General features: G+C 67.3%; 21 protein-coding genes and 1 other RNA gene. 13 read left to right on the forward strand and 9 right to left on the reverse strand.

The features are described 5' to 3' along the window. The first annotated feature begins 4 nt into the window (after positions 1 to 4). The 3 genes from FHR19_RS07775 (at position 5) to FHR19_RS07785 (ending at position 5,534) form a co-directional block, all read left to right on the forward strand. Positions 5 to 1,048: a LacI family DNA-binding transcriptional regulator gene (locus FHR19_RS07775; protein ID WP_184026658.1), complete on the forward strand. Its 1,044-nt coding sequence runs from the start codon at positions 5 to 7 to the stop codon at positions 1,046 to 1,048. Beyond that, positions 1,045 to 4,020, forward strand: coding sequence for a TonB-dependent receptor domain-containing protein (locus FHR19_RS07780; protein WP_184026660.1), 2,976 nt, complete (start codon positions 1,045 to 1,047; stop codon positions 4,018 to 4,020). The genes FHR19_RS07775 and FHR19_RS07780 overlap by 4 nt, the downstream gene beginning before the upstream one ends. Before the next feature lie 83 nt (positions 4,021 to 4,103). Then, the gene (locus FHR19_RS07785; RefSeq protein ID WP_184026662.1) at positions 4,104 to 5,534 is read left to right on the forward strand and encodes a glucoamylase family protein; all 1,431 of its coding nucleotides are present in this window, start codon (positions 4,104 to 4,106) and stop codon (positions 5,532 to 5,534) included. Positions 5,535 to 5,846: 312 nt separating this feature from the next. Here FHR19_RS07785 and ssrA read toward each other — a convergent pair. Next, positions 5,847 to 6,189: a transfer-messenger RNA gene (gene ssrA, locus FHR19_RS07790) on the reverse strand. A 73-nt stretch (positions 6,190 to 6,262) separates the two neighbouring features. On the opposite strand from ssrA, the gene FHR19_RS07795 reads away from it, so the two are divergent. Then, positions 6,263 to 6,691: an RrF2 family transcriptional regulator gene (locus tag FHR19_RS07795; RefSeq protein ID WP_184026665.1), complete on the forward strand. Its 429-nt coding sequence runs from the start codon at positions 6,263 to 6,265 to the stop codon at positions 6,689 to 6,691. Between the two features lie 39 nt (positions 6,692 to 6,730). Here FHR19_RS07795 and FHR19_RS07800 read toward each other — a convergent pair whose 3' ends face one another. Next, entirely contained in the window at positions 6,731 to 7,828 is a 1,098-nt protein-coding gene (locus FHR19_RS07800; RefSeq protein WP_184026667.1) for an alkene reductase, read from the reverse strand. A gap of 55 nt (positions 7,829 to 7,883) precedes the next feature. Between FHR19_RS07800 and FHR19_RS07805 the strand changes: the two genes are divergently transcribed. Both FHR19_RS07805 and FHR19_RS07810 read left to right on the forward strand, forming a co-directional pair. Beyond that, complete coding sequence (locus FHR19_RS07805; protein WP_184026669.1) at positions 7,884 to 8,813, forward strand: DMT family transporter; 930 nt, start codon at positions 7,884 to 7,886, stop codon at positions 8,811 to 8,813. A gap of 16 nt (positions 8,814 to 8,829) precedes the next feature. Then, the gene (locus FHR19_RS07810; RefSeq protein ID WP_184026671.1) at positions 8,830 to 9,492 is read left to right on the forward strand and encodes a COQ9 family protein; all 663 of its coding nucleotides are present in this window, start codon (positions 8,830 to 8,832) and stop codon (positions 9,490 to 9,492) included. On the opposite strand, the gene gltX is transcribed toward FHR19_RS07810, so the two are convergent. Continuing rightward, a complete protein-coding gene (gene gltX, locus FHR19_RS07815; protein WP_184026673.1) occupies positions 9,474 to 10,811 on the reverse strand; it encodes a glutamate--tRNA ligase in 1,338 nt (445 codons plus the stop codon). The two genes, FHR19_RS07810 and gltX, sit on opposite strands and share 19 nt — an antisense overlap. A 111-nt stretch (positions 10,812 to 10,922) precedes the next feature. Between gltX and FHR19_RS07820 the strand changes: the two genes are divergently transcribed. Beyond that, positions 10,923 to 11,858, forward strand: a complete 936-nt coding sequence (locus FHR19_RS07820; RefSeq protein WP_184026675.1) for a ribose-phosphate pyrophosphokinase — start codon at positions 10,923 to 10,925, stop codon at positions 11,856 to 11,858. Positions 11,859 to 11,953: 95 nt separating this feature from the next. On the opposite strand, the gene FHR19_RS07825 is transcribed toward FHR19_RS07820, so the two are convergent. The 3 genes from FHR19_RS07825 to FHR19_RS07835 are packed head-to-tail and all read right to left on the reverse strand — an operon-like array spanning position 11,954 to position 13,037. After that, a complete protein-coding gene (locus FHR19_RS07825; RefSeq protein WP_184026677.1) occupies positions 11,954 to 12,130 on the reverse strand; it encodes a hypothetical protein in 177 nt (58 codons plus the stop codon). 47 nt (positions 12,131 to 12,177) lie between these two features. Further along, positions 12,178 to 12,528, reverse strand: coding sequence for a hypothetical protein (locus FHR19_RS07830; RefSeq protein ID WP_184026680.1), 351 nt, complete (start codon positions 12,526 to 12,528; stop codon positions 12,178 to 12,180). After that, positions 12,525 to 13,037: a sterol desaturase family protein gene (locus FHR19_RS07835; protein WP_425505954.1), complete on the reverse strand. Its 513-nt coding sequence runs from the start codon at positions 13,035 to 13,037 to the stop codon at positions 12,525 to 12,527. Before FHR19_RS07835 ends, FHR19_RS07830 begins: the two co-directional genes overlap by 4 nt. 186 nt (positions 13,038 to 13,223) lie before the next feature. On the opposite strand from FHR19_RS07835, the gene sucC reads away from it, so the two are divergent. From sucC to FHR19_RS07850, 3 genes are all read left to right on the forward strand, one after another. Next, entirely contained in the window at positions 13,224 to 14,423 is a 1,200-nt protein-coding gene (sucC, locus tag FHR19_RS07840; RefSeq protein ID WP_184026684.1) for an ADP-forming succinate--CoA ligase subunit beta, read from the forward strand. 177 nt (positions 14,424 to 14,600) lie between these two features. After that, complete coding sequence (locus FHR19_RS07845) at positions 14,601 to 15,350, forward strand: electron transfer flavoprotein subunit beta/FixA family protein (RefSeq protein ID WP_184026686.1); 750 nt, start codon at positions 14,601 to 14,603, stop codon at positions 15,348 to 15,350. Between the two features lie 34 nt (positions 15,351 to 15,384). After that, positions 15,385 to 16,314, forward strand: coding sequence for an electron transfer flavoprotein subunit alpha/FixB family protein (locus tag FHR19_RS07850; protein WP_184026688.1), 930 nt, complete (start codon positions 15,385 to 15,387; stop codon positions 16,312 to 16,314). Between the two features lie 20 nt (positions 16,315 to 16,334). Here FHR19_RS07850 and FHR19_RS07855 read toward each other — a convergent pair whose 3' ends face one another. Together FHR19_RS07855 and nhaA are read right to left on the reverse strand one after the other, a co-directional pair. Beyond that, the gene (locus FHR19_RS07855) at positions 16,335 to 16,961 is read right to left on the reverse strand and encodes a hypothetical protein (RefSeq protein WP_184026690.1); all 627 of its coding nucleotides are present in this window, start codon (positions 16,959 to 16,961) and stop codon (positions 16,335 to 16,337) included. Between the two features lie 69 nt (positions 16,962 to 17,030). After that, a complete protein-coding gene (gene nhaA / locus FHR19_RS07860; RefSeq protein WP_184026692.1) occupies positions 17,031 to 18,248 on the reverse strand; it encodes a Na+/H+ antiporter NhaA in 1,218 nt (405 codons plus the stop codon). A 79-nt stretch (positions 18,249 to 18,327) separates the two neighbouring features. Here nhaA and FHR19_RS07865 point away from each other — a divergent pair, with 79 nt between their 5' ends. Then, on the forward strand, positions 18,328 to 19,800 hold the full coding sequence (locus FHR19_RS07865) for a DUF389 domain-containing protein (RefSeq protein ID WP_184026694.1): 1,473 nt from the start codon (positions 18,328 to 18,330) through the stop codon (positions 19,798 to 19,800). Positions 19,801 to 19,804: 4 nt separating this feature from the next. Here FHR19_RS07865 and FHR19_RS07870 read toward each other — a convergent pair whose 3' ends face one another. Further along, complete coding sequence (locus FHR19_RS07870; protein WP_184026696.1) at positions 19,805 to 20,032, reverse strand: hypothetical protein; 228 nt, start codon at positions 20,030 to 20,032, stop codon at positions 19,805 to 19,807. A 100-nt stretch (positions 20,033 to 20,132) separates the two neighbouring features. Here FHR19_RS07870 and FHR19_RS07875 point away from each other — a divergent pair, with 100 nt between their 5' ends. Together FHR19_RS07875 and FHR19_RS07880 are read left to right on the forward strand one after the other, a co-directional pair. Beyond that, a complete protein-coding gene (locus tag FHR19_RS07875; protein WP_184026698.1) occupies positions 20,133 to 21,950 on the forward strand; it encodes an ABCB family ABC transporter ATP-binding protein/permease in 1,818 nt (605 codons plus the stop codon). Positions 21,951 to 21,961: 11 nt separating this feature from the next. Further along, positions 21,962 to 22,912 (forward strand): alpha/beta fold hydrolase, encoded by a 951-nt coding sequence (locus FHR19_RS07880; RefSeq protein WP_184026700.1) that lies wholly within the window; start codon positions 21,962 to 21,964, stop codon positions 22,910 to 22,912. Positions 22,913 to 23,359: the final 447 nt, after the last annotated feature.

Raw genomic sequence — 23,359 nt, forward strand, 5'->3', positions numbered from 1 at the left:
CGAAATGGCCAACGCCACCATCCGCGATGTCGCGCGGGTCGCCGATGTGTCGGTGGCCTCGGCGTCGCGTGCGTTGAACGGCCGCGACAATGTCCGCCCCGAATTGCGTGCCCGTGTCGAGGCTGCTGCCGCGCAGCTCGGCTACGTCCCCCATGCCGGCGCGCGCAGCCTTAGCCTGTCGCGGACCGGCACGATCGGCGTCGTCCTTCCCGATCTTCACGGCGAGTTCTTTTCCGAGTTCGTGCGCGGCATGGACCGCGAGGTGTCGTCGCGCGGGCTGCACCTGCTGCTCTCAAACATGCACGCCGATCCGCAGCAGGGGATCGAGGCGCTCCGTGCGATGCGCGGCCGGGTCGACGGCCTCGTCGTCATGGCGCCGCAGGTCGATGCCGATGCGCTGGGCAGTCACCTGCCCGCCAGCGTGCCCGCGATCCTCGTCAACTGCGCGCCTAATCAACAGCAGCGTGCCGAACTGCGCGTCGACAATGCCGCGGGCGCGGCGGCGATGGTCGAGCATCTGGTGGCCGGCGGCCGCCGCGCGATCGTCCATATCGCCGGCCCCGGCGGCAACATCGACGCCGAGGGGCGCCGCCGCGGCTATGTCGAGGCGATGGCGCGCGCCGGGCTCGAGCCGCGGGTGGTCGAAGGGACGTTCGAGCAGCCGTCGGGTGCCGCCGCGGTCCAGACGCTGCTGGGGCAGGGCGATCGGTGCGACGCGATCTTTGCCGGCAACGACATGATGGCGATCGGCGCGCTGGTCGCGCTTCGCGAAACCGGGATCGACGTGCCGGGCGAAATCGCGCTTGCCGGTTTCGACGACGTTCCGCTCGCCGGCCTGGTCAGCCCGGCGCTGACGACGCTGCGCATCGGCATCGCCGAAGTGGGCGCGCGGGCGATCGTCCGGCTCGCCGACCTGATCGACGGGGTCGAGGATCATTCCGTCGAAGAAATGGTTCCGCGATTGGTGGTCCGCGAAAGCACCGCCAAGTCAAGAAACGTGAAACGCCTCCATCAAGAGGGGCAAGGTTCAGGGGAAACGACATCATGATGAATCATCGGGCATTCCGCATCCTGCTCGGCAGCGCGACCGCGCTCGCCAGCACCGCCGTCCTCGTCGCGCCCGCCGCGGCGCAGACCACCACCGCGAGCCTGCGCGGCATCGTCCGTTCGGGCGGCGCCCCCGTCGGCGGGGCGACCGTGACCGTCGTCGCACAGGCGACGAACCGGACGCAGACGACAACCACCGCGGCCAACGGCGCCTATGTCCTCAACGGCCTGCGCCCCGGCAGCTACACGCTGACGGTCGAGGCGAACGGCCAGCGGTTCGAGCGCGTCGTGACCGTCGCGATCGGCCAGTCGGCGACGTTCGACGTGGCGCTCGGCGCCGCCGTCCCGGCCCCGGCGGAAGGGGCCGCCCCCGCACCTGGCGAGGCACCGGCCGAGGGTGAGGTCGTCGGCGGCACGACCGAAAGCTCGGGCGAGGATATCGTCGTCACCGGCTCGGCCCTTCGCGAGGTCAAGACCAGCGAAGTCGCCACTAACGTCAGCCAGGCGCAGATCCGCATCCTGCCGCAGACCGACCGCAACTTCCTGAGCTTCGCCGCGCTCGCGCCGGGCGTGCGCTATGTCGATAGCGAAACCGACAAGGGCTTCCGCTCGGGCGCATCGACCGCCAGCCAGGTCAACGTCTTCATCGACGGCGTCAGCCTGAAGAACAAGCTGCGCGAGGGCGGCGTCGCCGGCCAGCAGAACAGCCGCGGCAATCCCTTCGGCCAGCTCGCCGTGCAGGAGTTCCGCGTCCTGACGCAGAACTACAAGGCCGAGTACGAGCAGGCGGGCAGCGCCATCATCACCTCGGTCACCAAGTCGGGCACCAACGAGTTCCACGGCGAAGCGTTCGGCCAGTATACCGACAAGTCGCTGACACAGAAGAGCTATCTCGATGTCCGCAACGGCAACCCGGAGCCCGCGTTCGAGCGCAAGCAGTACGGCGTGTCGCTGGGCGGCCCGATCATCAAGGACCGGCTGTTCTTCTTCCTCGCCTATGAGGGCAATGACCAGGATCGCGCGTTCAACGTTGATTCGACCGGTTCGGCCGCCGCGATCCAGGAGTTCGAGCAGTTCTCCGGCCGCCGCCTGTCGGAGTTCGAGGGCGCGTTCGTCAGCCCGTTCCGCGGCGACTTCTACTTCGGCAAGTTGACGCTGACTCCGGACGACAACCAGACGTTCGACCTGTCGTTCAGCCGCCGTCAGGAAACCGACATCCAGGGCTTCGGCGGTAACACCGCCTACAGCTATGCCGAGAACAAGCGGAACAAGGTCGACACCTACCTCTTCAAATGGACCTATAACGGCGAGAACTTCATCAACGAGTTCAACGCCAACTATCTGAACTACGAGTTCAATCCCTCGTCGCTCAATCCCGACCTGCCGGCGTTCGACTATGATTCGGTGATCCTGTTCGGCGGCAAGGATTCGACCCGGCGCGAGCTTCAGTCGGGCTACACGATCCGCAACGATACGACGTTCAGCGGGCTCGAGAACCACGTCTTCAAATGGGGCGTGCGCGTCGAGGTCACCGACATCAGCTTCGACAACCAGGCCTATATCCAGCCGCGCTACACCTTCCGTCGCGAGGCGCAGAACAACCTCAACTTCAGCTTCCCGGCCGAAGCGCGCCTGGGCCTCGGCAGCGGGCTCGTGCTTGGTTCGAACACGCAGTTCGGCGTCTACGCGCAGGACGACTGGGACGTGACCGACCGGCTCCAGCTCAATCTCGGCGTCCGCTGGGATTACGAAACCAATGCGGTCAACAACAACTACGTGACGCCCGCCAATGCCGCGGCGGCGCTGCGAGCCTATCCCAAGACCGACTATTTCGATCCCGAGAACTACATCTCGACGGGCAACAACCGCAAGCCGTTCACCGGCGCGATCGCACCGCGCCTCGGCTTCTCGTGGGATATCAACGGCGACGAATCGACGGTGATCTTCGGCGGGGCGGGCCGCTATTACGACCGCAACAACTTCAACAACACCGTCGACGAGCTGTCGCGCCGGATCAACCCGATTGGCGTGTTCCGCTTCTCGGCCGACGGTGCGCCGCGCTCGGGCCTGCCGACGACGCGGTGGGACCCGGCCTATCTGACGCGCGACGGGCTGTTGACGCTGCTCAACACCAATCCCGAGACCGGCCTGCCGGAGCTGTTCGCGGTCAAGAACGATGCCAAGCCGCCGGTCAACGACCAGATCTCGCTCGGCGTGCGCCAGCGGATCGGCATCTTCCGCGCCTCGCTCAGCGCCTCGTACCAGCGGGGGCGCAACGGCTATACCAACCTGTTCGCGACGCGGCAGAACAACGGCCTAGGCAATTGCTGCAATACCGATGCGGCGCGCGCCAACGGCTATTCGAACATCCTGATCGGCTATGACGGGCTCGACACCCGATACAAGGCGCTCTTCTTCACGCTCGACAAGGATTACACCAAGACCTCGGGCTGGGGCGTCAACATCGCCTATACCTTCGGCAAGGCCGAGCAGAATGGCGGCGACCTGTTCAGCCTCGACGGGCTGACGCCCGACGCCTATGGCTGGCGTCCGACGCGCGGCGACGAGCGTCACCGCATCACCTTCTCAGGGATCGCCGACCTGCCGGCCGGGTTCCAGCTGTCGACGCTGAGCACCTTCGGCTCGGGCGCCGCCTATCAGGTGACCGACGCCACCAACGGGTTCGACACCGGCGCGCTGCGGTTCACCGCCGCATACCCGGAAAAGAACTGCATCAAGGGCGTCTTCGCCTTCTGCGAAGTCAATCTGACGCTGGCGAACAAGCTCAAGCTGTTCGGCGACAAACACGAGCTGGAGGTCGCGGTGGACCTGCTCAACGCCTTCAACAACAAGAACTTCAGCGGCTTCGACGAGTTCTTCAGCGCCACCGATCCGCTCGATCCCGCCGGGATCGGCAACGCGCTGCTGACGCTCCCGCGCCGTGTCCAGTTCAGGGTCGGCTATCGCTTCTGATGCCGGTCCTTGCCGGGGCGGTCCCCTCTCCCCCCTGATGTCCGCCCCGGCAACATCGTACGCGTAATCAAGAGGAGGTCGCCTTGCTCGACCGACGCCGTTTCTTCCACGCCGCGGGCACCGGGCTCGCGGCGACGGTCGGCGCCTGCGCCGCGCCCCGGCGGGGCGAGGACCCGCTGATCGCCAGCCACCCGCCGCGCGCCGATACCGCGACCGCGCCGCTGATCGACGACATCCAACAGCGTGCGTTCCGCTTCTTTTGGGACACCACCGAGACCGAGCGCGGTCTTGCGCCCGATCGCTGGCCGACGCCCAGTTTCGCGTCGATCGCGGCGATGGGCTTCGCGCTCACCGCCTTCCCGATCGGCGAGAGCCATGGCTGGGTGACGCGCGCCGCGGGGCTCCAGCGCACGTTGGCGATGCTGCGGTTCCTCACCGGCGCACCGATGGGGCCGGAGCCGACGCGCCGAAGCGGGCACAAGGGCTTCTTCTACCACTTCCTCGGCGTGACCGAGGGGTGGCGGTTCGCACGCTGCGAACTGTCGACGATCGACACCGCGCTGCTGATGGGCGGCGTCCTCTTCGCGCAAAGCTGGTACGACCGCGACGACCCGGGCGAGGCGGAGGTGCGCGCGCTGGCCGACCGGCTCTATCGTGCGATCGAATGGGACTGGATCACCCCGCGCCCGCCTTTCGTGTCGATGGGCTGGCATCCCGAGAGCGGCTTCATCCCCAGCGACTGGAACATCTATAACGAGGGGATGATCCTCTACGTGCTCGGCCTCGGTTCGCCGACGCACCCGCTGGCGGACGGAACGTGGGCCGCGCTGACCGACCGCTTCGAGGCAAGCTGGGGCACGCATTGGGGGCAGGAGTATCTGCACTTCGCGCCGATGTTCGGACATCAGTACAGCCATGTCTGGATCGATTTCAAAGGCATCCGCGATCCCCTGATGGCCGAGAAGGGCATCGACTATTTCGAGAACAGCCGCCGCGCGACCTATGCCCAGCGGCAGTACGCGATCGAGAATGCCGGCGGCTGGGCGGGGTACGGCGCCAATGTGTGGGGCCTGACCGCGTGCGACGGGCCGGGCGATTTCAAGCTGAACGGGCGCGATTATTTTAGCTATTCCGCGCGCGGGCCGGGCGAGCGCGACGACGGTACGCTGGCGCCGACCGCCTTGCTTGGCAGCTATCCCTTCGCGCCCGAAATCGTCGAGCCGGCGGTGAGCGCGATCTATCGCCGGTTCGGGACGGGTACGTACGGAAAATACGGTTTCCTCGATTCGTTCAACCCCACGATCCGGTCGCGCCCGCCCGAACCGTTCAAGCATGGCGAACTACGGCCAGGGACGGGCTGGGTCGACAAGGATTGGCTGGGCATCGATCAGGGACCGATCGTCGCGATGATCGAGAATCACCGCACGGGGCTCGTGTGGAAGACGATGCGCAAGAACCCGTACATCCGTCGCGGGCTGGAGCGGGCGGGGTTCAAGGGGGGCTGGCTGGGGTAGGGCGGCGTCGGTCGGGGCCGGAGTCGCGAGGGTCGCACGACTGGACCCCGGCCGTCGCCGGGGTACGTGGTTAAGGCCAAGCGCGCCCGCCTGTGCCGTGCACCGGCGAAGGCTTGGGTCCAGTTTGGGGGGGGCACCGGTACCTCCCACCCCGGACTTGTTCCGGGGTTCACCGCCGTTCGCAATCATCGGCCGCTTGTCGCGTGGCACGGTGGACCCCGGAACAAGTCCGGGGGTGACGATGACGCGATCTCGCGCCCAGATCGGGGAAAGTCCGGGGGGATTCTGTTGCTCGGCCCCCCCGGCGGCCGCCGTAACGCTTCTGTTGCCCGGTGCGTCCAACCGCGCTTTTGTCAATCTAACCTAGACCGTGAGGTCTTGGGTTAGGCCGCAATCGCGAGCGCCTCGTTATCGTTGGCACTTGTGAGATGGGCCGTTGCGGTGGTCCCATTCCGGGCGAAAGCAGCGCTTTTCAACACACGTCGATCCTGGTTCGGCCCCGTCAGAAACGGTGTCCAGATACACCACCATTTCTGGTGGAGCCGCCGGGTACTGCCCCCGGGTCCGCTGCGCCTATGACACGCTACATTTTATCGCCATAGCCGGACAAGCCGGCACCGATCGATATAGGCCGCCGGGAAATAAAGAAAAGCCCCGACCGACAGGCAAACTCCGATCGGAAATAGGGTCTTTCCCCGAAGCCCAAGCGGTGGCATGGGAAATCGATCATGTTAACGCAGCGTTCGCGGTACGCGCTCCGCGCGATGATCTTTCTGGCTGGCCAGCCGATCAACGGCGCCCCCGTGCCGATGACCCGCATCGCGGGTGAGGCGAACGTGCCGCGCAAGTTCCTCGAGCTGATCCTGGCGGATCTGCGCGAATCGGGTTTCCTCTTCTCGACCCGCGGCAAGGCCGGGGGCTATCGCCTCGCGCGCCCCGCGCATCTCATCTCGCTCGGCGAGATCATCCGTACGATCGAGGGGCCGCTGGCGCTCGTCCCCTGCGTCAGCCGCACCGCCTATCGCCCCTGCACCGACTGCAAGGACGAGGCGTCGTGCTCGATCCGCATCGCGATGGCGCGCGTCCGCGACGAGACCGCACGCATCCTCGACGGCACCAGCCTCGCCGACACCAAGGCCGACGCACTGGCTGCGTGAGCGCCTCCCCCGCGCGGGCGGGGGAGGATAACTCGTCGGTCAGGCGTCCGCGCGCTCCAATGCCGGATAGTCGGTATACCCCTCCGGCCCGCGGCTGTACCACGTCGCCATGTCGTCCTTCGCCAGCGGCGCGCCCGTGCGCAGACGCTCCACCAGATCGGGATTGGCGATGTAGGGCCGGCCGAACGCGATGCCGTCGGCGTGCCCCTCTGCCACCGCCGCCTCTGCCTTGGCCTTGTCGTAATCCTGGTTGAGGATCAGCGGGCCGGTCCAGTGCTTGCGGAACGCGGGCGAGATCGCGGCCTGCGTCGTCGATCCGAAGGTGCCGTCCGGCCCGGGCTCGCGCAGTTCGACAAAGGCGATCTTCTTGCCCTCCAGATAATCGGCGATCGGCAGGAACACCGCTTCCGGATTCGCATCGATCACGCCCTGCGTGTCGCCGTTGGGCGAGAAGCGCACGCCGGTGCGGTCGCCACCCGCCACCTCGACGATCCGGTCGATCGCCTCGCGCAGCAGGCGGCCGCGATTTTCCGGGCTGCCGCCGTAATCGTCGTCGCGGTGGTTGGCGCCATCGCGCAGGAACTGGTCGATCAGGTAGCCATTGGCGGCATGAAGCTGCACGCCGTCGAACCCGGCGGCCAGCGCGTTGCGCGTCGCCGTCTCGTAATCGTCGAGCACGCGCTTGATATCGTCGATCGTCGCGGCGCGCGCCTGTTCATAGGGCTTCTTCTCGCCGTTCGAGAGATAGGTCCGCACGCTGCCCGGCGCGGTCGTGGCCGAGGAGGAGAGGGGCGCCTCGCCGCCCAGGAAGTCGGGATGGACGATCCGGCCCATGTGCCAGAGCTGGGCGACGATGCGCCCGCCCGCCTGATGCACGCGCTCGACCACGGGCTTCCACCCCTCGACCTGCTCGTCGGTCCAGAGGCCGGGGGCATAGGCCCAGCCCAGACCCTCGCGGCTGATGCCCGTCGCCTCGGTGATGATGAGGCCGGCGGTCGCGCGCTGGGCGTAATAGTCGCCCATGATCGCGGTCGGGACGTGCCCCTCGGTCGCGCGGCCGCGGGTCAGGGGGGACATGAGGATGCGGTTCGGCGCCTCGATCGCGCCGAGGCGGATCGGGTCGTAAAGCGATGCCATTCGTGGAACTCCATTGTTGGCAGGACAGGCGGAAGGTAGGGCGCTAAGGGGCGCCATGCATCGCCCCCTGCCCCAAAGGATAACTACGCCGCCCCCAAGCTGGGTCCCCGTCGCCGCGGTGATCGCCGCCAACGTGTTCCTGGCCACCGGGCCGCTGTTCGTGCGGCTGGCCGATACCGGGCCGGTCGCGGCAGCGTTCTGGCGGATCGCGCTCGCCGCGCCGGTCTTGCTGACCGTCGCGGCGGCATTGGGCGAGTGGCCGGTGCGCGCGGCGAGGGGGCTGTGGGGCGTCATCGCGCTCGCCGGCCTCGCCTTCGCCGCCGATCTGGGGAGCTGGCATATCGGCATCCGCGGGACGACGCTCGCCAACTCGACGCTGTTCGGCAATTCGGCGACGCTGATCTATCCCATCTACGGCTTCATCGTCGCGCGCGCATGGCCGACGCGGACGCAAGGGGGGGCGCTGGCGCTGGCGGCACTGGGCGGCGGGCTGCTGCTCGGCCGGTCGGCGGAGCTGTCGCCGCAGAATGTCGTCGGCGATCTGTTCTGCCTGCTCGCGGGCGTGCTCTATGCCGCCTATTTCATCCTGATGGCGCGCGTGCGGTCCACGATGGCGCCGATGTCCGCCCTCGGCCTCTCGACCGCGGCGAGCGTGCTGCCGCTGCTAGCCCTCGCGCTGCTGCTGGGCGAGCGGGTGATGCCGGGCGACTGGACGCCGCTGATCCTGCTGACGGTGTGCAGCCAACTGATCGGGCAGGGGCTGATGATCTATGCGATCGGCCACCTGACGCCGCTCGTCGTCGGCCTTGCGCTGCTCATCCAGCCGGTGGTTTCGGCGGCGATCGGTTGGGTCTGGTTCGACGAGCGGCTGGGGCTGCCCGATATCGCCGGCGCGGTGCTGATCGCCGCGGCGCTGGTCCTGGTCCGAAAGCCCGATACGAAGGCGCTTGCGCCTGACCCTGCGGACCCTAGATCGGTGGCGTGAGACTGGAGCCGATGCGATGACCGACCTGCCGCCCGATCCGACCCTCGACGAGATGCGTGAGGCGCTGGCCCCGCTGGTGGCGAGCAACGCGGCGTTTGACGGGTGGAAACCGGCCGCGGTTGATGCCGCCGCCGATGCGCTGGGCATCGATCGCGACGTGGCGCGCATCGCCTTTCCGGGCGGGCCGGTCGACATGATCGACGCCTGGTTCGCGCATGTCGATGCCGAAATGCTGCGCCGCCTGCCGCCCGAGGTGCTCGGCGCGATGAAGATCCGCCAGAAGATCGCCGCCCTGGTCGAGGCGCGACTGGATATCGTCGCCCCGGATCGGGAGGCGCTGCGCCGCGCGCTCGCCGTCCTCGCGCGGCCGCAGAATGTCGCGCGGGGCGTGAAGCTCGGCTGGCGCGCCGCCGACGTGATGTGGCGCGCGGCGGGCGACACTGCGACCGACTATAACCACTATACCAAGCGCACGCTGCTCGCGGGTATCTATGCCGCGGCGGTGACGGTGTTCCTCGACGACGAGAGCGAGGCGCAGGCGGACACGCGCGCGTTCCTCGCCCGCCGGATCGACGACGTGATGCGGTTCGAGACGGCGAAGGCGAAGTGGACCGGCGGCACCCCGCGGCTCAGCCTGTCGCGCTTCGTCGGTCGCCTGCGCTACCCGCCCGCCGCCTGAAGCCGCACGGCGGCGCGGTCGCGGCCGATCAGCGGCAGCAGCGTCGCCATGTCGGGACCGTGCGCCTGTCCGGTCAGCGCGAGGCGCAGTGGCAGGAACAGCGACTTGCCCTTGCGCCCCGTCGCCTCCTTGAGCGTCCCGGTTAGCGCGTGCCAAGGATCGCCGGTCCAGTCGATTTCGCCCGCGACGCGCGCCGCCTCGGCCAGATAGGCGCGGTCGCCTTCTTCGATCGCGGGCGCGTCGATCGGCCCCTCGATCACCTGCCACCAGTCCTTCGCCTCGGCGACACGCGACAGGTTGGGGCGCGCCGCTTCCCAAGCCTCCGCGCCCATACCGGCGGGCAGGTGATCCGCCACCGCTGCGTGATCCAGTTGGTGCACGATCCGCGCATTGACCGCCGCCAGTTCCCCTTCGTCGAACCGCGCGGGTGCCCGGCCGAAGCGTGAAAAATCGAACGCCGCGGCAAGCGTCAGCGGATCGACCACCGGCTCCACCGGATCGCTGGTCCCGATCCGCGCGAGCAGCGCGATCAGCGCCTGCGGCTCGATGCCCTCGTCGCGGAAATGTTCGACACCCAGCGAGCCGAGCCGCTTCGACAGCTTGCCCTCGCTGCCGGTCAGCAGCGCGGCGTGCGCGAAGGTTGGCGGCGTCGCGCCGAGCGCGGCGAACATCTGCACCTGTGTCGCGGTGTTCGACACATGGTCCTCGCCGCGCACCACATGGGTCACGCCCATGTCGATATCGTCGATGACGCTGGGAAGGAGGTAGAGCCAGCTCCCGTCCGCACGCCGCACGACGGGATCGCTGATTGCCGCTGGATCAAACCGCTGGGCCCCGCGGATCGCGTCGTCCCACTCGATCGCTGCGTCGTGATCGAGCCGGAACCGCCAGTGCGGCCGCCGCCCCTCCGCCTTGAACGCCGCGCGCTCTGCATCGGTTAGCGCCAGCGCGGCGCGGTCATAGATCGGCGGCAACCCGCGCCCCAGCAGGATCTTGCGGCGAAGGTCGAGTTCCTCGGGCGTCTCGTAACAGGGATAAAGCCGCTCCGCCGCGACCAATGCCTCGAACCGCGCCTCATATGCATCCAGCCGCGCCGATTGCCGTTCCTCGCCATCGGGATCGAGGCCCAGCCAGGCGAGGTCGCGGCGGATCGCCTCGACGAACCGTTCTTCGCTGCGCGCCGTATCGGTATCGTCGAGGCGCAGCAGGAACCGCCCGCCCGCGCCCCGCGCGAGCAACCAGTTGAGGATCGCGGTGCGCAGGTTGCCGACATGGAGCAGCCCGGTGGGGCTCGGCGCGAAACGGGTAACGACGGTCATCCGCGCGCTCTATGCGGTAAGCGGACGATCGTCCATCGCGTCACACGTCTTTCACATTCCGCGATGCCGCTCTAAAGGGCGCGCGAGCATCCATCATCGACAGGCGATCGCATGAAACTCCTCGCGGGCAATTCGAACCATCCGCTGTCGCGCGCGATCGGCGATTATCTCGAAATCCCGCTGACCAAGGCGAATGTGCGCCGCTTCGCCGACGAGGAGATCTTCGTCGAGGTGCTGGAGAATGTCCGCGGCGAGGACGTGTTCGTGATCCAGTCGACGGCGTTCCCCGCCAACGACAACCTCATGGAACTGCTCATCATGATCGACGCGCTGAAGCGCGCGTCGGCCAAGCGGATCACCGCGGTGCTCCCCTATTTCGGCTATGCCCGCCAGGATCGGAAGCCGGGCCCGCGCACGCCGATCTCGGCGAAGCTGGTCGCCAACCTCATCACCACCGCGGGTGCCGACCGGGTGCTGTCGGTCGATCTGCACGCCGGGCAGATCCAGGGCTTCTTCGATATCCCGACCGACAATCTCTATGCCGCGCCGGTCATGTCGACCGACATCCTGACGCGGTTCGGCGACCGCAACCTGATGGTCGTGTCGCCCGACGTCGGCGGCGTGGTGCGCGCCCGTTCGCTCGCCAAGCGGCTCGACAACGCGCCGCTTGCCATCGTCGACAAGCGGCGCGAGCGGCCGGGCGAATCGGAAGTGATGAACATCATCGGCGAGGTCGAGGGCCGTTTCTGCATCCTCATCGACGATATCGTCGATTCGGCCGGCACGCTCTGCAACGCGGCCGCCGCGCTCAAGTCGGCGGGGGCCGAGGGCGTCGTCGCCTATTGCACGCATGGCGTCCTGTCGGGCGGCGCAGTGGCCCGCGTGGAGGCATCGGCGCTCGAGGAGCTGGTCATCACCGATTCGATCGGCAACCACGACGTGATCGCGGAGGCGAAGCGCATCCGCCACCTGACGATCGCGCCGCTCGTCGCCGAAGCGATCAAGCGGATCGCCGACGAGGCATCGGTGTCGAGCCTGTTCGACTGAGGGGCGTCATCCCAGCGAAAGCTGGGATCGCTCGCGACTAGAGCCGAAAGCGGCCCCAGCGTTCGCTGGGGCGACGCTCGTGTTCGGGGGCCGCCTTATTGATACCCGCCCTCTTCCTCGCGCTCGTGCGCAGCCTCTTCCTGCGCCTCCTCAAGCTCGCCTTCTCCGGCGTCCTCCTCGGTCGTGTGCTCGGATGTGTTCGTCTTTGTCGGATCGAGTTCGTTCACGTCGTGCTCGAAACCGGGATCTTCCTGTTCGGGATGCTGCGCCATGATCGGTTCTCCTTGGGAAGGGACAACGATCGGCGCGGCTTCCGGGCTCAATCGCGGTCGGCGATTTTGGACAGCGCCGAGGCGATACGCAGCAGCACGACGAGCCCCGCCGCGGCGAACCCCGCCAGCGCCGTCAGCGCATAGCTGATCGCGCGCAGCCAGCGTTCGAAGTCGCGATCGCGGGCAGGGGCGGGCGCGGTCGCAACTTGCCGGCTGGTTCGCGCGGGGACGACTTCACCCGGCGCGACCTCGACGACCGGGCCGGGCCGAGTGACGCCTGCGATCTGCGGGGTCGGGCCGGTATTTGCGGTCTCCGCAATCGCGCCGATCAGGCTCAGCGTCGCGCTCCCGCTCAGAACGAGCAGCGCGATCCGGCCGATCGATCGGCCGACGCTCAAGCCATCTCGCGCGGGGCGCGCACGCCCGCATTCCCGCGGCGCTTCAATTCGGCCTTCAGCTCCTCGGGCTTGGGTGCGATCAGGAAGCCGAAGCTGACCGTCCCGTCCTTCGTCTCGACCGCGTGATGCAGGCGGTGGGCGGAGACGATCCGCTTCATGTAGCGCGACTTGGGCAGGTAGCGCGACGGCACCCGGCGGTGGACGATGATGTCGTGAAAGCCGAGATAGATCGCGCCGTACGCCGCGATCCCCGCGCCGATCCAGATCGTCGCCGGATGCCAACCGGCATAGGTGCCGCCGACGAGCAGCGTGATCGACGGCGCGGCGAAGATCACGAAATACAGGTCGTTGGCTTCCCAGAAGCCAGTGCGCGGGCGGTGATGGCTCTTGTGCAGGAACCAGCCCGGTCCGTGCATGATCCAGCGATGTGCGCCGTACGCCACGCCCTCCATCACAGCGACGGTGGCGATCAGGATCAGCAGGCCAGTCAGCACGTTCATGGCGCCCATATAGTCGGCGCGCGTGCGACTGAAAACCGGGGCGTTGGACCGTGCCCTATTGCAACTGAGACGCAACTGCCCGAACGATCTGGCGGCCGCGTTTCGGAGGGGGTGGATTCCGGCGCGCGGCTGTGCTTAGGGCGTCCCGTTTCGCGCCCGCGATGCGGCGCCCCTGCGAGGAAGGATACCCGCGCGATGAACATTCACGAATATCAGGCGAAAGAGCTGCTGGCCAAGTTCGGCGTTCCCGTTCCCGCCGGCTTTGCCGCGCTGAGCGTCGAGGAAGCCGTCGAGGCATCGAAGAAGCTGCCCGGACCGCTCTATGTCGTGAAGGCGCAGATCCATGCCGGCGGCCGCGGCAAGGGCAAGTTCAAGGAACTGGGCCCCGACGCCAAGGGCGGCGTCCGCCTGGCCAAGACCGAGGACGAGGTTCGCGCGGCCGCGACCGACATGCTCGGCAACACGCTGGTGACGATCCAGACCGGCGACGCGGGCAAGCAGGTCAACCGCCTTTACGTCACCGACGGCGTCGACATCGCCAAGGAATTCTACCTCGCGCTCGTCGTCGACCGTGCGACCGGCCGCATCGGCTATGTCGTCTCGACCGAGGGCGGCATGGATATCGAGACCGTGGCGCACGACACGCCGGAGAAGATCCACAGCTTCTCGGTCGATCCCGCGACCGGCTTCCAGCCGCATCACGGCCGCGCCGTCGCCGCTGCGCTCGGCCTGTCGGGCGACCTCGCCAAGCAGGCCGCGAACGTCGCCGCCAAGCTCTATGACGCGTTCCTCGGCACCGACGCCGAGCAGATCGAGATCAACCCGCTCGCCGTCACCGACGACGGCAAGCTGATGGTCCTCGATGCCAAGGTCGGCTTCGACGGCAATGCGATGTTCCGTCACAAGGACCTGATGGAACTGCGCGACACCACCGAAGAGGACGCGATGGAGCTGGAGGCGTCGAAGTACGACCTCGCCTACATCAAGCTCGACGGCGATATCGGCTGCATGGTCAACGGCGCGGGCCTCGCCATGGCGACGATGGACATCATCAAGCTGAACGGCATGTTCCCCGCCAACTTCCTCGACGTCGGCGGCGGCGCCTCGAAGGAGAAGGTGACGGCGGCGTTCAAGATCATCCTCTCCGATCCGGCGGTGAAGGGCATTCTCGTCAACATCTTCGGCGGGATCATGAAGTGCGACATCATCGCCGACGGCATCGTCGCCGCAGCGAAGGAAGTGAACCTGTCGGTCCCGCTGGTCGTCCGTCTCGAAGGCACGAACGTCGAGCAGGGCAAGCAGATCCTCGCCAATTCGGGCCTCGCCATCGTGCCGGCGAACGACCTGGGCGATGCGGCGAAGAAGATCGTCGCCGAGGTGCAGAAGGCGGCCTGAACCCTTCTGCCCGAATCGCGTTGAACGGGGGCTGGGGCGGCGACGCCCCGGCCCCTTTCGTTTGACGCTACGGCAACCCGGTCCAGCCGTACCGGACTTGCGAAACGGCGTCGGAATGGCCAGAAACGGTCGTAACCCGAAACTCGAAAACACGTATTTCAGGAAGTGGAGCCACCGGTGAAAGTCATCGTGCCCGTCAAGCGCGTGCTTGACTACAACGTGAAGCCGCGGGTGAAGGCGGACGGGTCGGGCGTCGACCTAGCCAACGTCAAGATGAGCATGAACCCGTTCGACGAGATCGCGGTCGAGGAAGCGATCCGCCTGAAGGAAAAGGGCGTCGTGAGTGAAATCGTCGCGGTGTCGATCGGTGTTCCCAAGGCGCAGGACACGCTGCGCACCGCGCTTGCCATGGGTGCCGACCGCGCGATCCTGGTGACGGCCGAGACCGAGGTAGAGCCGCTCGCCGTCGCCAAGATCCTCAAGGCGATCGTCGACGAGGAAGCGCCGCAGTTGGTCATCCTCGGCAAGCAGGCGATCGACGACGATTCGAACCAGACCGGCCAGATGCTCGCCGCGCTGACCGGGTGGGCGCAGGGCACCTTCGCCAGCAAGGTCGAGGTCGAAGGCGACACGGCCAAGGTCACGCGCGAGGTCGATGGCGGGCTGGAGACGGTGAGCCTCAAGCTCCCCGCGATCGTCACCACCGACCTTCGCCTCAACGAGCCGCGCTATGCGACGCTGCCGAACATCATGAAGGCCAAGTCCAAGCCGCTCGCGACCAAGACGCCCGCCGACTACGGCGTCGACATCGCCCCGCGCCTGACGATCGTCTCGGTCGCCGAGCCCGCCAAGCGCCAGGCCGGCGCCAAGGTCGCCAATGTCGACGAGCTGGTCATGAAGCTCAAGGCGATGGGCGTCGCCAAGTAAGCCTGCCGGCACAACGGATCAGAGGAACATCGAAATGAAGACCTTGGTTTGGGTCGAGCATGACGGTCAGGCCGTCAAGGATGCCACGCTCTCGGCGGTAACCGCCGCGGCCAAGCTGGGCGAAGTCCACCTCCTCGTCGCGGGCGAGAATGTCGGCGGCGTCGCCGAGGCGGCGGCGAAGATCGCTGGCGTGGACAAGGTGCACGTCGCCGACGGCGCGCCGTTCGCGCACGCGCTCGCCGAGAACGTCGCGCCGCTGGTGGCGGACCTGATGGACAGCCACGACGCGTTCGTCGCGCCGGCGACCACCACGGGCAAGAACATCGCCCCGCGCGTCGCCGCGCTGCTCGACGTGATGCAGCTGTCCGACATCCTGTCGGTCGAGGGGCCGGATACGTTCACACGGCCGATCTATGCCGGCAACGCGATCGCGACGGTCAAGACCGCCGACAAGAAGCTCGTTGTCACCGTGCGCGGCACCGCGTTCGAGAAGGCGGCGGCCGAGGGCGGGTCGGGCACGATCGAGGCGGTCGGCGGTGGCGCGGATGCCGGCGTGTCGAGCTTCGTCGGCGCCGAGATCGCGCAGTCCTCGCGGCCCGAGCTCACCAGCGCCAAGATCATCGTCTCGGGCGGCCGGGCGCTCGGCTCGTCGGACGAGTTCCACAAGCTGATCGACCCGCTCGCCGACAAGCTCGGTGCCGGCGTCGGCGCGAGCCGTGCGGCGGTCGATGCGGGCTATGCCCCCAACGACTATCAGGTCGGCCAGACGGGCAAGATCGTCGCCCCCGAAGTCTATGTCGCGGTCGGCATCTCGGGCGCGATCCAGCATCTGGCCGGCATGAAGGATTCGAAGGTCATCGTCGCGATCAACAAGGACGAGGACGCCCCGATCTTCCAGGTCGCCGACCTCGGCCTCGTCGGCGACCTGTTCAAGGTCGTGCCGGAACTGACCGAAAAACTGTAACTGAATGGCCGGGAGGGCGGTTAGTCCTCCCGGTCCTCCGGTCGTCCCGCGATCGGCGGTACCACCGGCGGCGAGACGGCGGCGAAGAATTTGCGACGCGGCCGATCGCGTTGTCTAAACGGCGCGGGTGCTTCCTCCCGCCGTTCGAGGATGGCCCTTCCGGCTTCGATGGCCAAATCCATGACGCGCGCTTCGCTACGGATCGTCTCGATCATCTCACTCGCGGGCGCGATGCCGAAACTGACGCCGGGACGAAAAATCAGCACCTCTGTCGATGATTTCGCAAAATTGATGAAACGAAGAAATCGGTGGGCCTCCCTGCGGTTCAGGAGCCCGATACTCGGAATAAGCTTGTCGAACGCGGCTAAGTAGTCGTTGTTGGCGGGAATCTGGGGGAAGTAGACCTTGCGATGTCCGTCGCCGCGCCGGATGACGTCCTCAAGCTCTTGCGCGCTATTATCAAGGTGCCGTCGAACACCCCGCGCTTCGACTACATCAAGCAAGGCGGTCAACGCCCCGCGCAGTCCAGATCGGAGTGCGCGCCGTTCCCGCCAGCGCTGCGCTTGGTCCCTTGCAATCGTCAGGCCGCCACCCAACGCGACGCCTAGCAGGCTGAAGAGTGCGGCGTTGCCAGTCGAGATGTCCATTGAGACATTGTAGTGCGCAAATTGCGCAACTCGATGATGAGAACGATCCGTTTCAGACTATGTCTGTGTTTATTGTGCGGAAGTGAACCGGTTCGGAGCTTTAACCGTCGCCAGCACTATAAAGCCCGCCAGCGCCGACACCACCGACCCCGCCAGCACGCCTATCTTTACCTCGTCCACTAGCAGTTCGTTACCGGGGAAGGCGAGGCCGCCGATGAATAGGCTCATCGTGAACCCGATGCCCGCGAGCATCGACACGCCCCAGATCTGACGCCAGCTGCAGTGCGGCCGCGCGGCGAAGCCGGTGTGATCGGCGACCCAGATCGCCGAGAAGATGCCGACCTGCTTGCCGACGAACAACCCTAGCAGGATGGCGAGCGGCAGCGGCTTCAGCAGCACCGCCGGCGACAGTCCCGCGAACGATACGCCTGCGTTGGCAAAGCCGAACAACGGCACGATGACGAACGCGACCGGCGTGTGCAGCTCATGCTCCAGCCGGTGGAGCGGCGAATCGACCGCATCGGGCGCGGCGGGCGACTTGACGATCGGGATCGCCATCGCCGCCAGCACGCCCGCCACCGTCGCATGGACGCCCGAATTGAACACGAACAGCCAGAGCGGCAGCGTGAGGATCAGATAGGGCCAGAGCGCCAGCACCCCGCGCCGGTTGAGCGCCATCATCACCGCCAGCACGCCCGCCGCCGCCGCCAGCCACCCCCAGCCGATGCCGGCGGTATAGGCGATCGCGATGACCACCACCGCGCCCATGTCGTCGACGATCGCGACCGTGGTCAGGAACAGTTTCAGCGAGGCGGGCGCCTTCTTGCCGAGCAGCGCCAGCACCCCGATCGCAAAGGCGATGTCGGTCGCCGCCGGGATCGCCCAGCCCGCGGTCAGCGCCGGGTCGCCGCGCGTCGTCGCGAGATATACGATCGCGGGCACGATCATCCCCGCCGCCGCCGCGACGACGGGTAGCCGCCGCCGCTCCCAGTTCGCCAGCCGTCCGTCGACCATCTCGCGCTTGATCTCGAGCCCGACGAGCAGGAAGAATACCGCCATCAGCGCGTCGTTGATCCACAGATGCACCGTCATCGGCCCGTATTTGGGACTGATGACCGGGCCGGTTTCATGATGCAGCAGGTGGAAATAGGCCTCGCGCGTCGCAGGCAGGTTGGCGGCGACCAGCGCCAGCACCGCCGCGACGATCAGGACGATCCCGCCCGTCGCCTCGCTGTGCAGAAAACGCCGCAGCGCCGACGCCGAGGGTCGGACCAGCTTGACCGCCATTGTTCGTCCCCTTTGTTCGGCCTGCTTACCCGTCCCTATGCACTGGTCGTCGTGCGGCAAAGCCCCTAACGGTCGACACATGTCGGTTTCCGCTCGTCGTCGCCCGTCGTTGCTTGCCATTCGCCGCTGGTGGCGCGCGCATGTCCGCCGCGACGTCGATCACGAAAGCGTGCTGGCGCAGGTGCGCGACGATGCCGGGTGGAACGGGCGCTATGCGTTCATGATCCTCATGTCGGCGGGGATCGCGGTGCTCGGCCTGCTCCTGTCGTCGCCGGCGGTGGTCATCGGCGCGATGCTGATCTCGCCGCTGATGGGGCCGATCATCGGTCTGGGCTTTGGCCTCGCCACGTTCGACTGGCCCGAAATCCGGGCGAGCTTTGCCGCGTTGATCCTCGGCACGGTGCTGGCGGTGGGCTTTACCGCGCTCGTCGTCGCGCTGTCGCCGCTTCAGAATGTGACCGACGAGATCGCGGCGCGCACTCGGCCCAACCTGTTCGATCTCGTCGTCGCACTCTTTTCGGCGCTCGCCGGCGCCTATGCAGTCATTCACGGGCGGGCGGGGACAGTGGTCGGCGTCGCCATCGCCACCGCGTTGATGCCGCCGCTCGCGGTGGTAGGCTTCGGCCTTGCAACGCAGAACTGGACGGTGTTCGGCGGTGCGCTTCTCCTGTTCGTCACGAACCTGATGACGATCGCGCTGTCGGCGGCGATGATCGCGCGGCTGCACGGCTTCGGCTCGCACCTGTCGCCGCAGCATACGCTGGTGCAGACGGTGCTGGTTTTCGGCTCGCTCGCCGCGCTGGCACTGCCGCTCGGCGTATCGCTGCGCCAGATCGCCTGGGAATCGCTGTTCACCCGGCAGGCGCGTGAAGTGTTGACCGCCGAATTCGGGGCCGACGCACGCCTCAGCCAAGTCGATATCGTCTACGCCGCCGACCGCATCAGTATCGATGCGACGGTGCTGACGCCGAAGCTGAACCCCGCGGCCGAGAAGCACGCCGCCACCGTGCTCGGTCAGCGCACCGACCGGCCCGTGACCGTCACGATCGACCAGTACCGCGTCGGTACCGGGGCAGAGGCCGAGCAGGCACAGATCGCCAACGCCGCCGGCCGCTTGGGCGACCGCACGGCCGAGCGTTTGATCGAGCAACTTGCGCTCGTATCGGGTGCGCCGCGCGAGTCGATCCTGATCGATGCCGAGCAGCGCCATGCGGTCGTGCGGGCTCAGCCGTTGGAGGGGGCGACGCTGGCCGCCTATCGCACACTAGAGGCGCGCGTCGCGACGATTGCGCCGGGCTGGCGCGTCGAACTCGTGCCACCGCTGACCGCGTTGCCCGGCGTGCCGCTGGCGGAAGGCGTGCCTGACGCAACAGGGCTCGCATTGCTTGCGTGGGCAGGCACGCGAACTGGTGTGCCGATCACGCTCAGCGGTCCTCAGCCAGCGGTCGAGGCCGCTGTAAATACGCTGACCGGCGCGGGCGTCATGGCAACGGCGGGAACGGTGCGCAACGGCGACACGCTGACGGCGACATGGGCGACCGCCGCGCCATAAGGCGTCAGCCGCGCGAACGACCGCCGGTCTTTGCCATCCGCAGGCCCTGCTGCTGACAGGCGCCGGTGATCTCGGGGAAGGACAGGTCCGAATTGCGTGCCAGCACGCCGGGCATCGCCGCCTGGCATTCGAGCGCGGTGCGATAGCGGACCGGCTCGACCCGTGCCTGCTCGCACGCGGCGCCGGCATCGCCGCAGCCCATGATCGCCATCACGAAATAGAGCGGTTCCATCGGTCCTTCCTTTCGCCTTCTCCAACGCAAGTCACGGCGAACGGTTGCGTTTTTCACCTGTGTTGCATCGCCGGGCGCTTGACCCCAGATACGAGGCCGCATGCCACCCATCGACACCACCGGTTCGACCGTCGAGCGCCCGCTGATCCCGACGGTCCGACGCTTTCTGCCCTATCTCTGGCCCAAGGGATCGCCGCGGCTGAAGGCGCGCATCATCGTCGCGATGGTCTTCGTTCTCGCATCGAAGCTGGTGCAGGTCTACGGCGCGCCCTTCGCGTTGCAGGGCGCGGTCGACGGGATGGCGAGCGGGGATCGCAGCGCGGCGACGCTGATCGTGCTGCTCGTCATTGGCTATGCCGCCGCGCGGCTCGGCACCGTCCTCTTCGACAACCTCCGCAATGCGGTGTTCGAGCGGGTGGGACAGGACGCGACCCGGCGGCTGGCGGCGGCGGTGTTCCGGCACCTCCACCAATTGTCGCTGCGTTTCCATCTGGAGCGGCGCACGGGCGCGATCACCAAGGTGGTCGAGCGGGGGACCAAGAGCATCGACACGATGCTCTATTTCCTGTTGTTCAACATCGCGCCGACGATCCTCGAACTCGGCATGGTGCTCCAGATCTTCGGCTCGCGGTTCGGCTGGTGGCTCGTCGCCTCGACGCTGGCGATGGTGGTGATCTACATCGCCTTCACGCGGATCGTCACCGACTGGCGCCAGAAGCTGCGCGAGGCGATGAACGACCTCGACACCGGCGCGGTCGCGCACGCGGTCGACTCGCTCCTCAATTTCGAGACGGTGAAATATTTCAATGCCGAACGGCGCGAGGCCGAGCGGTACGAGCGCGCGGTCAACGCCTATGCCAACGCCGCGACCAAGAGCGAGAACAGCCTCGCCTGGCTCAACATCGGCCAGTCGGTCATCACCAACGGGATGCTGGCGATCGGCATGGGCGTGATCGCCTGGGGCTGGTCCACCGGGCGGTTCACGCCGGGCGACGTGGTGCTGGTGTCGACGCTGCTCAGCCAGCTGTTCCGTCCGCTCGACATGCTCGGCTGGGTGTATCGTACCATCCGGCAGGGGGTGATCGACATGGGCGCGATGTTCGACCTGCTTGATACCGGGGCGGAGGTGCGCGACGTGGCGGGCGCGCCGCCGCTGGTCGTCGGCGATGCGGGCGTGCGGTTCGAGAATGTCGTGTTCGGCTACGAGCCCGACCGCGCGATCCTGAAGGGCATCGACCTCGACGTACCCGCTGGCGCGACGGTCGCCATCGTCGGCCATTCGGGGGCGGGCAAGTCGACGATCGCGCGGCTGATGTTCCGCTTCTACGACGTGCAGTCGGGCCGCATCCTGATCGACGGACAGGATATCGCGCGGGTCCAGCAGGAGACGCTGCGCGCCGCGATCGGCATTGTGCCGCAGGATACGGTGCTGTTCAACGACACCATCGGCTACAACATCGCCTATGGCCGCGAGGGCGCGACCGAGGAGGAGATCGCCAACGCCGCCCGGGGCGCGGCGATCGGCGACTTCATCGAGAGCCTGACCGACGGTTACCAGACCCGTGTCGGCGAGCGCGGCCTGAAGCTGTCGGGCGGCGAGAAGCAGCGGGTGGCGATCGCCCGCACATTGCTCAAGAACCCGCCGATCCTGATCCTCGACGAGGCGACCAGCGCACTCGACAGCCGGACCGAGGCGGAGATTCAGGCGACGCTCGAGGCGATCGAACGCGGGCGTACGACGATCGTCATCGCCCACCGCCTGTCGACCGTCGTCCATGCCGACCGTATCGTCGTGCTGGAGGAAGGGAGGGTTGCCGAACAGGGCACCCACGCGCAATTGCTGCGCGCGAACGGCATCTATGCCGAGATGTGGACGCGCCAGGCGCGCGAGCGCGAGGAAGCGCTCGCCGCCGAATGAGGGAGCACGTGATGGCCGAGAAGCAGCGCACCAACCCCTGGGGCATCGCCGCGATCGCCGCGGGCGCGATCGGCGGCGGCCTTGCGCTCTGGTCGGCGCTCGGCGCGCGCGCGGCGGAGCGGGCGGTGCCCGCGGACGGCAAGTTCGTTGAGGTCGAGGGCGCACGCATCCATTATGTCGATCTCGGGCCCCGCGACGCGCCGGTGCTACTGATGGTCCACGGCCTGATGGGTCAGCTTCGCAACTTCACATATGCGCTGACCGACAAGCTCGCCGCCGACTATCGCATCGTCGCGATCGACCGGCCGGGTTGGGGCCATTCGGTGCTGACCGGGCGGCGGCCCAACATCCTCGAACAGGGGCGAACGGTCGTCGCGGTCGCCGATGCGCTGGAGTTGGAGCAGCCACTGCTGGTCGGCCATTCGCTGGGCGGCGCGGTGAGCCTCGCCGCCGCGCTCGCCGCGCCGGGCCGCTTCGCCGGCCTCGCGCTGATCGCGCCGCTGACCCAGCCGGTCGAGACCGCGCCGCCGCAGTTCGCCGGCCTCGTCTCGCCCCCCGGCGTGCGCGAGGTCCTGTCCTGGACGCTCGCGGTGCCGAGCGCCACGCTGACCGGGCCTACAGTCGCGAAGATGGTGTTCGCGCCCGATGCCGTCCCCGACGATTTCGTGACGAAGGGCGGCGGCGCGCTGTCCGCCCGCCCGCAAAGCTATCGCGCCGGATCGTTCGAGGTGATGAACGCCAAGCCCGAAGTCGCCTGGATGGCCGCGCACTACGGCGAACTATCGCTGCCGAGCGCGATCCTGTTCGGCCGCGGCGACGCGGTGCTCGACCCCGAGATGCACGGGCGGGCGACGGCGGCGACGATCCCCGGCTGCCGGCTGGAACTGGTCGACGGCGGCCACATGCTGCCGGTGACGCATGCGGAGGTGACGGCGGCGTTCGTGCGGGGGGTGGTGGGATAGCGCAAAGCTTCAGAAAACAGCGAAACCTGTTTCCGGCTATACAATATGGCCCGCTTCGTAAGGGCCTAAGTCCGAGAGAATCGTGAGAGACGCACCGTCGTCAAACCTAAACGTTAGACAAAGCTCATCCCGCTCGACTGCAACGATCGCCTTGTATAAGAGCCGGTGAAGAACCAGCGGCGGGCCGCCGGCTGCTTCGCAAGAATACACCCAACACGTGCCATCCGCTTCTTGATGTTCGAGACGAAGTTCGGCTGTCAGATGGCGTTGGCTTTTGAAACGAAATTGGACTGCGAACGGATCAAGCCAGACTTGGGCGATCGAGTCGCCAACGAATCCTTGAAGCTGGTCACTGGGCGGAAATGGATGCATCCACCCACCCTAACAGTATCTTTGCAGAGTCTCGCTAGTCGTTTTGATAAGCCGCTGGTGTTTCGCCGGGGCCGC

The sequence above is a fragment of the Sphingomonas yantingensis genome (assembly GCF_014199325.1).
In the GTDB taxonomy this organism is placed as follows: domain Bacteria; phylum Pseudomonadota; class Alphaproteobacteria; order Sphingomonadales; family Sphingomonadaceae; genus Sphingomonas; species Sphingomonas yantingensis.